We start from the raw sequence: 11,762 nt of genomic DNA, 5'->3' as shown, positions 1-11,762 counted from the left end.
AGAACGGCCGCGCCAGCGCCCAGAGCAGCAGCGTCGCCCCCGACAACCCGAGCCAGGCCCCCGCCACCCCCTGCCCCACCAGCGCGGGCACCAGCAACGCCCCGAGCGTGACCCCGGACCCGACGCCGAGCAGCACGATACCCCCCGCAAGGCCACGCCGCTGCGGCGCCACCACCGCCTGCACCGACGGCCCGGCCAGGCCCATCAGCATCCCGCCGGCGACACCCGCCAGGCCCCGCCACAGGCCGAGCCAGGCCAGCCCCCCGTTCCACGCGCAGCACGCCGCCGCCAGGACCGCCAGCGCCATCCCGGCATCGAGCGCGCGCGGCACGGACAAGGCACGCGCCACCGTCCGCGCCAGCAGCGCACCCAGCAGATAGCCGGTGAGGTTGATCGCCCCGAGCAGCCCGCCCCCCGCGCCATCCACCCAGCCCGCCGCCACCATGGCGGGAAACAGCGGCACATAGGCGAAGCGCGCCAGCCCGATGCCCGAGCAGGTCGCCGCCGCCCCCGCCAGCGCCGGGGCCAGCACGGCCCGCCGCGTCATTTGCGCGGCACCATCGGGCAATGGGGCGGGATGCCGGGGTCGCTGCCGCCGGTGCGCGGCGGGCCGCTACTCGCCCGGTCGCGCGACGCGGATCGCCCGTCGCAGCTTCGCGACGCCGAGGCGCGGATAGCCGGTCTCGCAGAGCCGCAGCCCTTCCTCGGCGATGCTGCGCGCCGGCTCGGCGCGCGAAGCCGGCAGGGTGGCGAGGCGCTCGGCCAGCTCGGTGCAGTATTCGCGGCTGTCGGTGGTGACGCGCGCAACCGGCTCCCCCCCGTCGGCCAGGGCCGGTCCGGCGATGAGGAGGACGAAAACCAGGTCACGCATGTTGACCAGTATCGCTGGCGCCTGGTCGCCCGGCGGTGGCGTGCGCATGACCATGCGTTCATGCCTGCGCCACCGCCGGACATCAGCCGGCCCCGAGCAGCATGGCCGCGCGAAGCCCGGGCGGCGGGTCCGCGTCCTGCAGCACCAGCTCCCCGCCATGCAGTCGCGCCACCGCCTGCACGAGCGACAGGCCGAGCCCCGAGCCAGGCGTCCCGCGCGAGGCATCGGCGCGGAAGAAGCGTTCCCCCGCGCGGGCGCGGTCCGCGGGCGCAAGGCCCGGGCCGCTGTCCTCCACCGCGATCTCGATACGCTCGCGCCCGAGCATGCGGGCGGAAAGCCGTACCCGCCCGCCATCCGGCGTGAACTTCAGCGCATTGTCCACGAGGTTGCCCGCCGCCTGGGCCAGCAGGTCGCGGTCCCCGACCAGCTCGAGCCACGGCGGCAGCGCGGTCTCGAGCACCTGGCCGCGGCTCTCGGCCACCGCACCGTAGAATTCCGCGATCTCGGCGAGGAGCGGCACCACGTCGATCGGCGCGAAGGCGGCGCGCCGCGCGCCGGCCTCGGCCTCGGCGATGCGCAGCAGCGCGCTGAAGACGCGGGAGATGTGGTCGAGGTCCGCGATCCCCTGCTCCATCGCCGCGCGCAGCGCCTCGGGGTCGTCGCTGCCGGCGAGCGCTTCCTCCAGCTTCGCGCGGGCGCGCGCGATCGGCGTGCGCAGGTCGTGCGCGATGGCGTCCGAGACGCCGCGCACCGCCACCATGAGCCGGTCGATGCGGTCGAGCATGTCGTTCATGCCCTCCCCCAGCCGGTCGAACTCGTCCTCCCGCCGCGACAGCGGCACGCGGTGCGAGAGGTCCCCCGCGGCGATGGCGCGGGCGGTCTGCACCGCCGGGTGCAGCCGGCTCTCGAGCGCGCGGCGCAGCACCACCGCGCCGCCCAGGGCGAAGACCAGGGCGCCGAGCGCCGACCAGCCGATGCCCTCGGCCAGCAATTCCCGCAGGCGCTGCTTCTCCTCGACGTCGCGGCCGACGGCGAGCCAGTAATCCTCCCCCAGTTCGCGGGCGAGGATGCGCGCCTCCACCCGCGTGCCCTCGCGCTCGACGATGCCGTAGACCCAGACCCCGTCATCGGTCGCGCCGGCCGGCCAGCGGTCCAGGTTGCCCGCGAGCCGCCGCCGGTCCGGGCCGAGCAGCAGGTAGATGGCGGTGTTCTCGACATCGGCGGCGAGGCGTTCGGCGATCGCCTCGGCCACCGCGCCGGGCCCGCCCTCGCGCCAGCGCTCCATCAGGCCGAGCGTGTCGGCGCGCAGCGCGACGGCGGTCTGCCGGTCCAGCGAGCCCGCCGTCGCGTACCACAGCACCGCGGCGAACAGCGCGGAGGCGCCGATGAAGACGCCGGTGAAGAGCAACGCGAAGCGGAAGCCGGCGCTGCGCAGCAGGCGCAGCAACGCGTCCCAGCCGGCCGGCAGGTCGCGCTGCGCCGTCCCCCCCATGCGGCCGCTCAGGCCTCGGCGCGGATCATGTAGCCGGCGTTGCGCACGGTGTGGATCAGCGGCTTGTCGAAGCCCTTGTCGATCTTCTGGCGCAACCGGCTGACATGCACGTCGATCACGTTGGTCTGCGGGTCGAAGTGGTAGTCCCACACCTTCTCGAGCAGCATGGTGCGCGTCACCACCTGCCCCGCGTGGCGCAGCAGGTGCTCGAGCAGGCGGAACTCGCGCGGCTGGATCTCGAGCCGCTTGCCCCCGCGCGTGACGGTGCGGGAGAGCAGGTCCATCTCGAGGTCGGCGATCTTCAGCCGCGTCGCCGGCGCCTCCATGGTCGGCCGACGGCCCAGCGCCTCGACGCGCGCGAGCAGTTCCGCGAAGGCGAAGGGCTTGACCAGGTAGTCGTCGCCACCGGCCTGCAACCCCTTCACGCGCTCATCCACCGCGGACAGCGCGGAGAGGAACAGCACCGGCGTGCGGTTGCCCTGCCCGCGCAGCGTCTCCACCAGCCGCACCCCGTCCACGCCGCCGGGCAGCATGCGGTCCAGCACCAGGATGTCGAACTGTTCCGACGCGGCGAGGAACAGGCCGTCGCGTCCGTTCGGCGCGTGCTCGACCACGTGCCCGGCTTCCTGCAGGCCCTTGCGCACGAAGCGCGCGACCTCGGCGTCGTCTTCCACCAGAAGGATGCGCATCTGTCTCAGCCCTGGCTGTCGTTGGGGCGGCGCCCGATCTGCACCGCGATCTCCTGGTTGCGCCCGCCGCGGATCAGCGTCAGGCGCACCGTCTCCCCGGGCGGCAGGCCGGCGACGTTGCGCACCAGGGCGCGGCTCGTCTCCACCCTTTCGCCGTTCATCGCGACCACCAGGTCACCCTGGCGGAGCCCGGCGCGGGCGGCGGGGCTGCCGCGCTCCACGCCCATCACCAGCGCGCCGCGCTGGCGCCGGCCCTGCTCGTCCGCATCGGAAACCGACACGCCGAGCCAGCCGCGGTCCACGCGGCCGCCGCGCAGCAATGCCTCGACCACCGGCCGCGCAAGGTCCGACGGCACCGCGAAGCCGATGCCCGCGCTGGCGCCGGAGGGCGAATAGATCGCCGTGTTGATGCCGATCACCTCGCCCGCCATGTTGAACAGCGGCCCGCCGGAATTGCCCGGGTTGATCGGGGCATCGGTCTGGATGAAGTCGTCGAAGGGCCCGGCGCCGATGTCGCGCCCGCGCGCCGAGATGATCCCGCTGGTCACGCTGCCGCCGAGGCCGAAGGGATTGCCCGCCGCCATCACCCACTGCCCCACCCGCATGTTGTCCGAGACGCCGAGCGAGACCGCGGCCAATTGCCCCCGCGGCGTGATCCGCAGCAGCGCGAGGTCGGTCAGGTCGTCCGAGCCGATCACCCGCGCCGCGTATTCGGTGCCGTCATGCGTCGTCACCGTCACCCGCGTCGCGTTGCCCACGACATGGCCATTGGTGACGATGATGCCGGCGGGCTCGATGATGAAGCCCGATCCCGCGCCCTGCACCAGTTGGCCGCCGCGGCGCTGCTGCTGGCGGAAGTAGCGCTCGTAGGGCGTGCCGCGCAGTTCGGGCGGCAGGGTCGATTGCTCGCGGCTGGTGACCTGGATGCTGACCACGGCGGGCAGCACGCGCTCGGCCAGGTCGGCGAAGTCGGGCAGGCCGCGCTGCGCGGCGGCGGGGCGCGCGCAGGCGGCCAGGGCGACGGGCACAAGCAACGCCAGGCGGCGCGGCAGGACGGGGGAATCGCGGAGGTTTGGGGCGAAGGTCACATTCGGCAATCTGCGCTTGCGCCCCGGCCCGTTCAACCCGCGGCCGGGTCCTCCGGCCAGGCATGTTTCGGGTAGCGGCCGCGCATCTCCTTGCGCACCTCCGCCCAGGCGCCCTTCCAGAAGCCGGCGAGGTCCCCGGTCACGGCGATCGGCCGCCCGGCCGGCGACAGCAGCGCCACCTGCAGCGGCACCCGCCCACCGGCCAGCGGCGGCAGCGCCGCGAGGCCAAAGAGATGCTGCGCGCGGGCCTCCAGCGCCGGCACCTCCCGCGCATAGTCGATGGCCGCGGAACGCCCCGCCGGCAGGGGGACCCGCGCCGGCAGGGCCGCATCGAGCGCGCGGCGACGGTCCCAGGGCAGGGCCTCCAGCAACAGCGCCGTCGCGTCCAGCCCGCCGAGTTCCGACAGCCGCGCCCTGCCGTGCAGGTGCGGCGCCAGCCAATCCCGCACCGTCGCGGACAGGGCGGCGTCCGAGACATCCGGCCAGGCCTCGCCCTCGACCTTGCGCATCCAGAGGATGCGGGCCTGGGCCTGGCGCGCGGCATCGGTCCAGTTGAGGTCGCGCAGGCCGCGCTCCGCCGCCGCATCCGCCAGGGCGGCGGCCACCGCCCCGGGGTCGGCATGGGGCAGCGGCGCTTCCTCCAGCACCAGGGGACCGAACATCAGGCGCCGGCGGGCGACCACCGCCCCGGCCCGGGCATCGAAGGCGGCGCCTTCCTCCCGCCGCAGGCGTTCGGGAAAGCGCGCTTCCAGCACGGCGCGGTCGATCGGCGCGGCCATGCGGATACGCGTTTCCGTGCCCTGCAGTTCCAGGTCCGCCACCGCCAGCAGCGATGCCTTGGCGAGCGGGTCCGTCGCCGGTAGCCGCGCCCCCTGCCCCGAGGCCAGCCGGAACGCCCCGTCCATGGCGCCCCGCTTCGCCGCGATGCGGTCCGGGAAGCCGGCTGCCAGCAGCGCGCCCGCATCGCCTTCCGCATGGACCGAGCCATGCACCCGCAGCCGCCGACGATGCAGCGTCGCGGCGCGGCGGATGCGATGGATCGTCGCGCCGTCCGCATCCGCGCGGTCGCGGCCGTGCAGCAGGTCGAGGCGCAGGTGGACGTCGCTCGGTGCCTCCCGCCCGCGGATGGGGTCGCGTTCCTCGAGCAGCGCCGCGAGGTCGGCGGCCAGCGCCCGTTCCCCGTCATCCGCCGCCGCGATCAGCATGCGCGCGAGCCGCGGATGCGTGCCGAGCCGCGCCATGCGCCGGCCGGTCTCGGTGATGCGCCCTTCGCCATCCAGCGCGTCGAGGTCCCGCAGCAGCGCCCGCGCCGCCTTGACCGTGCCCGCCGGCGGCGGATCGAGGAAGGACAGCCCCGCCGTGTCGGCGCCCCAGGCGGCGCAATCCAGCACCAGGGAGGAGAGCTCCGCCTCCAGGATCTCGGGCCGGTCGGCGAGCGGCAGGCCGCGGTGCAGCGCCTCCGTCCACAGCCGGATCGCGACGCCCGGCGCCTGGCGCCCGGCGCGGCCCGCCCGCTGTTCCGCCGCCGCGCGGCTGATGCGCAGCGTCACCAGGCGCGACAGGCCGCTCGACGTATCGAGCCGCGGCGCGCGGCGGAACCCGCCATCCACCACGATGCGCACGCCGGGCACGGTCAGCGAGGTCTCGGCGATGGAGGTTGCCAGCACCACCTTCCGCCGCCCTCCCGGCGCGGGGTTCAGGGCGATGTCCTGCTCCGCCGGCGGGAGTTCGCCATGCAGCGGCACCACCAGCGCGTCGACGCCGGCGAGTCGTTCCTGCGTGCGGCGGATCTCCCCCCAGCCGGGCAGGAAGGCCAGCACGTCGCCGGGATGATCGCGCAGCGCGTCGCGGATCGCGCCGGCCATCGCCTCGGGCAGGTCGCGCGCATCCTTGAGGTCGCGGGCCCGGTACTTCACCTCCACGGGGTGGGCGCGGCCGAGGCTTTCGATGACCGGGGCGCCGCCGAGCAATCCGGCGAAGGCCGCCCCGTCCAGCGTCGCCGACATGGCCAGCAGGCGCAGTTCCGGCCGCAGCGCGCGCTGCACGTCGAGGCAGAGCGCGAGCGCAAGGTCGGTGTCGAGGTTGCGCTCATGCGCCTCGTCGAACAGCACCGCCGCGACGCCATCCAGCGCCGGGTCGGATTGCAGGCGACGAACGAGCAGGCCCTCGGTCACCACCTCCACCCGCGTGCGGTCGGAGACCATGCGATCGAGCCGCGTCGCCAGCCCGATCGTGCCACCGGGCTGCGCCTCGCCCACCATCTCCGCCATCCGCCGCGCGGCGGCCCGCGCGGCGACGCGACGCGGCTCGAGGACGAGGATCCGACCGGACAAGGCCCAGGGCTCGTCCTTCAGCACCAGCGGCACGAGCGTCGTCTTGCCGGCGCCGGGCGGCGCGACGAGCACGGCATTCGAGCCATCGCGCAAGGCGGCGGTCAGGGGAGGAAGGGCCTCGGCGACAGGGAGGTCGGGGAACATGCGCGGAGGGTTTAGCGGAGCGGGCGCCGCCCCCATACCCCGCCGGGAGGGCGCCGCCCTCCCGGACCCTCCCGCCCAAGGCCGAAAGGCCCTGGGGAACCATGACTTGGCATCGGGCGCTGGGGTTCGGACTATTTTCCTAGTATACTGCCTGGCGCCGAGGGGCAGCCGTGCCGGGGCGATAAAGTCCCAAAATGCTAAAGTGCTAAAAAAGTCACGGTTCCCCAAGGCCTTTCGGCCTTGGGCGGGGGTCCAGGGGGCGGCGCCCGCTGGTCACGCCGGCACCAGCACCCGCCGCCTCACGCCCGTCGCCCCTGCGGGCGCCCCCGCCAGCAGGTCCTTCTTCGCCTCCACGATGGCGAGCCCCGCGTGCCGCGCCGGCCACAGCGCCCGCCCGAGCCCTTCCCAGGTCCCCGCCGCCTGCAGGAAGGGCACGTAGGGCGGCGTGAACAGGGCGCAGTCCTTCCGTTCCACGCGGAACATGTGCCGCGTCAGCAGCCGCGTCACCTGCCCCGGCGAGTAGGGCTGCCCATGCCCGAAGGGCGTGTGTTCCGCATGGGCCCAGAGGCCGCGCCGGTTCGGCGCCACCACCAGCACGCGCCCGTCATCCTTGAGCACGCGCCACACCTCACGCAGCAGGCGGCGTGCATTCTCGGCGATCTCCAGCCCGTGCAGGATCAGGATGCGGTCGAAGCAGAGGTCGGGGAAGGGCATCGCATCCTCCTCCGCCACCAGGCCGGCATTGCTGCCGGGCGGCGGCAGCCCGCACTGGGCGGGGGTCAGGGCGATGCAGCGCGCCGCCTCGGCGTGCCAGAGGCCGAGATACGGCGAGGTATGCCCGATGCCGAGCACCGCCATCCCCGGCAGCGCAGGCCACAGCGCCCGCAGCCGCTGCGCGACCAGGCGCCCGGCCGCCGCCCCGGCCGCCGAGGCATAGTATTCCCAGGGCCCGTGGACCTCTCCGCTCATGCGGTCGATATAGGGAAAGATGGGGCCGGTTGGGATGGCCCCCCGCAGGAGTCGCCGCCCATGCCCGTCATCGTGACCCCCGTGCCGTGTCTTTCCGACAACTATGCCTGGCTGCTGCGCGCCCCCGACGGGCGGGTCGCGATCTGCGACCCGGGGGAGGCGGCGCCGATCGCCGCCGCGATCGATGCGGCGGGCGGCAAGCTCGACACCATCCTGCTGACGCACCACCACGGCGACCATGTCGGGGGCGTGGCCGAGCTGGCGAAGCGCTACGGCGCCAAGGTGGTCGGCGCGGCGGCGGATGCGCACCGGCTGCCGCCGCTCGACGTCGCGGTCTCGCCCGGCCAGTCCATCGACGTGATCGGCGTTCCGGCGGAAGTACTGGCGAGCGACGGGCACACGCGCGGCCACATCGCCTTCCACTTCCCCGAATGCGCCATCCTGCTCTGTGGCGACACGCTGTTCTCGCTCGGCTGCGGGCGCCTGCTCGAAGGCACGGCGGCGGAGATGTTCGAAAGCCTGCAGCGCCTTGCCGCCCTGCCGCCCGAAACGCTGGTCTGCTGCGGCCATGAATACAGCGAGAGCAATGCCCGCTTCGCCCTGACGGTGGAGCCGGAGAACGCCTCCCTGCGCGCCCGCGCCGACGAGATCGCGCGCCAGCGCGCCGCGGGGAAGCCCACCGTCCCCACCACGATCGGCGAGGAGAACGCCGCCAACCCGTTCATGCGGGCCAAGGATGTCGCCACGCTCGCGCGCATCCGTACCGCCAAGGACAATTTCCGCTGAACCGCGCAACGAGGGACGATCCAGGATGAAGCTCCATTATTCCGCCGCCAGCCCCTATGTCCGCAAGGTGATGGCCTGCGCCATCGCGCGCGGGCTCGACGGCCGCATCGAGAAGGTCGGCACCAACCCGCACGTCTCCCCGCCGGAACTGCTGGCGGACAACCCGCTGTCCAAGGTGCCGGCGCTGGTCGCCGACGACGGAACGGCGATCTACGACAGCCCGGTGATCTGCGAATACCTCGACACGCTCGGCGATGCGCCGGCGCTGTTCCCGGCGACCGGCACGCCCGCGCGGCTCACGGCGCAGATCATGCACGCGACGGCGGACGGCATCCTCGACGCCGCGGTGGCGCGCCGGCTGAGCATGCCGCACCCGCAGGACGACGGTCGCAAGGCCTTCGACGCACGGCAGAAGGCCGCGGTGGACCGCGCGCTCGACGTGCTCGAGAAAAACCCGCCCAAGGCGCTGTCGCATGTCGGGGAGATCGCGGTGGCCTGCGCCCTCGGCTACCTCGACTTCCGCTTCGCCCATGAGCCCTGGCGGGAGGCGCATCCGAAGCTCGCGGCCTGGTTCGTGCAGGTGTCGAAGCTGCCGCCGGTCGCGAACACGGTTCCCGTCGGCTGATGCTGCCCGACCTGCGCGACCCTTCGGTGACGGCCGCGCAGGTCATCGCCGCCCTCGGCCTGCAGCCGCACCCCGAGGGCGGCCATTACCGCGAGATCTGGCGCGACGCGCCCGCGGACGGGTCGCGCGGCGCCGGCACGGCGATCTACTTCCTGCTGGCGGCGGACGAATTCAGCCATTGGCATCGCGTGGACGCGGCCGAGGCCTGGCACTGGTACGCCGGCGGGCCGCTCGCGCTGTCCATGAGCGCGGACGGCCACGATGCGGAAGCGGTGCATCTCGGCCCCGACCTGCCGCGCCACCAGCGCCCCTTCGCGCTGGTGCCGAAGGGGTGGTGGCAGAGCGCCGTTTCGCTCGGGCGCTGGACCCTGGTCGGCTGCACGGTCAGCCCCGCCTTCGACTTCGCGGGGTTCGAGATGGCGCCACTCGATTGGCGGCCGGCGCCGCGGTCGGGACGTCCGGGCTGAAAGCGATCAGGCGCGGCCCGACAGATACACGGGCTGCGCCGCGCGGCTGAGTTCGGCCAGCAGCGCCCAGACCCGGTGCGGGTCCATCCGCACCTCCGGGTCGTTCAGCAGCCGGTCCAACTCCACCATCCGTCGCTCGATCTCGGCGTCCGACATGCGAACCTCCTTGTCCGTGCCTTCGGGACAGTTGTCGCGGGCAAAAGCGTCCGAATGGTGGACAGGCTGGGGCAAGGGGCGGGCGCGGCCGCGCGCAGGACAAGGCGTCCGATGCCGGGTCGGCCGGAAGGCTGGCCGGCATCGCCTCGGCGCTCAGGGCGGATGCTTCGCCCAGTCGTAGCCGCGCCGGGCGCGTTCGTAGGCATAGGCGAAGAGCCGCCGCATGTAGGCCTGCTCGAAGGCCTCGGTGTAGGTGCCCTCAAAATCCTCACCGATGAAGGCAAGGTTGAAGTCCACCCCGTCCTGCCGCGTGGTGGTCCAGATGCGCACGATGTCGTTGTAGCCGCCGGACGCGATCATGGTGGAGATCGCCCGCCCGGCGATGGTCAGCATGCGCCGGTCCACCGCCGCCCAGTTCGGATCGAGCCGCGCATTGCGGATGACATAGGCGCGCGCCGGCAGCACCGGCCCGGCGCGGAGCATCTCCCGCAGGCGGCGCGGGTAGAGGAAGACCTGCGTGAAGGCCCCGCCGTCCACATGCATCTCCTGGTATCGCTGCCCGCCCACGGTGACGTCGAACATCACCGGCGGGAAGGCCCCCGGCACGGCGGCGGAAGCCAGCAGGATGCGCCGCACCAGGTCGAGCGCGCCCGGATGCCCGCTCGCCGCGATGGCGCCGATGTTCCAGGTGACCGGCAGTTGCGCGTCGAGGTTCGCGGTGCCGACCAGCAGCAGCCGGCCCTCGGAGTATCCGCGCGCGATCTCCGCCAGCATCCGCGCGTCGAGATGGCGGGAGATGGTGGCGAAGAGCGGCGCGTTGTCGGCCAGCGCATCGTCCGTCAGCGCCGCGAGCAGCCCGCGCTGCCGCAGCACGTCGCCCGGGGTGATGTCGGTATAGACGCTGCGCAGCGGCCCGTCCCAGGCTGGGCCGAGGAAGGCGAAGGGCGCCGTCAGCGCGCCGGTGGAAACGCCCGTCACCAGGTCGAATTCCGGCCGTGTGCCATGGTCCGACCAGCCGCAGAGGACACCCGCGCCGAAGGCGCCATCCTCCCCGCCGCCGGAGACAGCGAGCATGGCATAGCGGTCGTCCGGCTGCCGGCGGCGATGGAGGCGGCGGCGCCCGAGCGCGGCCTCGTATTCGCGCACCAGCGCGGGGAGGCCCTGCGGGATCAGGAAGCGCTCGTTCGGGATGCCGAGCACGGTGGCCTCGGCCGCCGACCGTCGCGGCACGGGTTGCCCACGCGGCGGCGTGGCGCAGCCGCTCGCTGCACCCGCCAGCCCGAGCGCGGCCAGGCCAAGCATCGCCCGCCGCCCGCCGGGTTCCCGCGCGTCAGGCGCGCCTTCGCCCATCCTCCACCCCCTGCGCCCGAGCGCCCGGCCCGGGGCCGGCGGCGAATCGTCCAGCCCGATCTCCTGTCACGCGCGGGCGCGAAGGGGAAGCGGGCCGCGGCTCCTCAGCTGCGGCAGAGGATCTGGAAGACCGCCGGCGCCACCGCCGCGGAAACCGCCCGCGCGCCGGTGCCCGCGGCAGCCGAGCCGCGCTCCGGCCGCACGCCGTTCTGGGCCAGGAAGCGTTCCACCTCCGCCGCGCGGATGGCGAAGTTGATGCCCTGCGGCAGGCTGCCCGTGGCCCGCAGCACCGCGAGGTCATTCAGCCGCCCCACCGCGACGCCGAGCAGCATCCCCGCATCGTCCACCGCCGGCCCGCCGGAATTGCCCGGCTGCACGGCGGCGTTCATCTGGAAGCGGGAATCGTCGCCGCCCGGGCCCGAGAGCCCGGTGACGATGCCATTGGTCACGTTCAGCCCGGTGCCGAGCGCCTGGCCGTACGGATAGCCGAAGACCAGCACGGTCTCGCCAAGGTCCACGCCGCCCTGCGGCCGGAAGTGCACGATGGAGGCGAAGCTGCGCCCGGTATCGATCAGCGCCAGGTCGCGGCGGCGGTCGGCGGCGACGATCCGCACCGCGCGGCCTGTCTCGTCCACCACGCTGCCGCAGCCCTGCACGACGTGCGCGTTCGTGATCGCCAGCCCGTTCGGCGCGACCGCGAAGGCCGACCCGGTGCCGATCGGCCGTCCCCTGCGCGGGGCCGGCGGTGGCGCGCTTTCGGCGACCGCCTCCCGCCCGTCCCCGGGCTTGCCC

At 73.9% G+C, this 11,762-nt stretch carries 13 protein-coding genes; 3 read left to right on the top strand and 10 right to left on the bottom strand.

Annotated features, from left to right (window positions below):
* The 7 genes from GXW76_RS23090 to GXW76_RS23060 form a co-directional block, all read right to left on the bottom strand.
* Positions 1-547: YbfB/YjiJ family MFS transporter (locus tag GXW76_RS23090; RefSeq protein ID WP_211864496.1), on the bottom strand; the 547-nt coding region annotated here is incomplete at its 3' end.
* A gap of 66 nt (positions 548-613) precedes the next feature.
* Positions 614-919 (bottom strand): hypothetical protein, encoded by a 306-nt coding sequence (locus GXW76_RS23085; protein WP_211864495.1) that lies wholly within the window; start codon positions 917-919, stop codon positions 614-616.
* A gap of 34 nt (positions 920-953) precedes the next feature.
* Positions 954-2,363: a sensor histidine kinase gene (locus tag GXW76_RS23080; RefSeq protein ID WP_211864494.1), complete on the bottom strand. Its 1,410-nt coding sequence runs from the start codon at positions 2,361-2,363 to the stop codon at positions 954-956.
* 8 nt (positions 2,364-2,371) lie between these two features.
* Positions 2,372-3,052 (bottom strand): winged helix-turn-helix domain-containing protein, encoded by a 681-nt coding sequence (locus tag GXW76_RS23075; protein WP_211864493.1) that lies wholly within the window; start codon positions 3,050-3,052, stop codon positions 2,372-2,374.
* A 5-nt stretch (positions 3,053-3,057) separates the two neighbouring features.
* Complete coding sequence (locus GXW76_RS23070; RefSeq protein ID WP_338151025.1) at positions 3,058-4,140, bottom strand: trypsin-like peptidase domain-containing protein; 1,083 nt, start codon at positions 4,138-4,140, stop codon at positions 3,058-3,060.
* Between the two features lie 32 nt (positions 4,141-4,172).
* Positions 4,173-6,617, bottom strand: a complete 2,445-nt coding sequence (hrpB, locus tag GXW76_RS23065) for an ATP-dependent helicase HrpB (RefSeq protein WP_211864492.1) — start codon at positions 6,615-6,617, stop codon at positions 4,173-4,175.
* Between the two features lie 273 nt (positions 6,618-6,890).
* On the bottom strand, positions 6,891-7,586 hold the full coding sequence (locus GXW76_RS23060) for a class I SAM-dependent methyltransferase (protein ID WP_211864491.1): 696 nt from the start codon (positions 7,584-7,586) through the stop codon (positions 6,891-6,893).
* 60 nt (positions 7,587-7,646) lie between these two features.
* On the opposite strand from GXW76_RS23060, the gene gloB reads away from it, so the two are divergent.
* From gloB to GXW76_RS23045, 3 genes are read left to right on the top strand one after another with little or no spacing between them, the layout of a single operon-like run.
* Entirely contained in the window at positions 7,647-8,372 is a 726-nt protein-coding gene (gene gloB / locus GXW76_RS23055) for a hydroxyacylglutathione hydrolase (protein WP_211864490.1), read from the top strand.
* Between the two features lie 25 nt (positions 8,373-8,397).
* Positions 8,398-8,997, top strand: coding sequence for a glutathione S-transferase family protein (locus GXW76_RS23050; RefSeq protein WP_211864489.1), 600 nt, complete (start codon positions 8,398-8,400; stop codon positions 8,995-8,997).
* The gene (locus GXW76_RS23045) at positions 8,997-9,464 is read left to right on the top strand and encodes a cupin domain-containing protein (protein WP_211864488.1); all 468 of its coding nucleotides are present in this window, start codon (positions 8,997-8,999) and stop codon (positions 9,462-9,464) included. Before GXW76_RS23050 ends, GXW76_RS23045 begins: the two co-directional genes overlap by 1 nt.
* A gap of 6 nt (positions 9,465-9,470) precedes the next feature.
* On the opposite strand, the gene GXW76_RS23040 is transcribed toward GXW76_RS23045, so the two are convergent.
* From GXW76_RS23040 to GXW76_RS23030, 3 genes are all read right to left on the bottom strand, one after another.
* Entirely contained in the window at positions 9,471-9,620 is a 150-nt protein-coding gene (locus GXW76_RS23040) for a peptide chain release factor 1 (RefSeq protein WP_211864487.1), read from the bottom strand.
* A gap of 153 nt (positions 9,621-9,773) precedes the next feature.
* The gene (locus GXW76_RS23035; protein ID WP_211864486.1) at positions 9,774-10,970 is read right to left on the bottom strand and encodes a patatin-like phospholipase family protein; all 1,197 of its coding nucleotides are present in this window, start codon (positions 10,968-10,970) and stop codon (positions 9,774-9,776) included.
* Positions 10,971-11,074: 104 nt separating this feature from the next.
* Positions 11,075-11,762, bottom strand: a 688-nt coding sequence (locus GXW76_RS23030; protein WP_211864485.1) for a S1C family serine protease, incomplete at its 5' end; no start/stop codon positions are given.

It is taken from the genome of Neoroseomonas soli (genome assembly GCF_018129065.1).
Taxonomy (GTDB): domain Bacteria; phylum Pseudomonadota; class Alphaproteobacteria; order Acetobacterales; family Acetobacteraceae; genus Neoroseomonas; species Neoroseomonas soli.
This window is presented reverse-complemented; position numbering and strand designations above follow the sequence as displayed.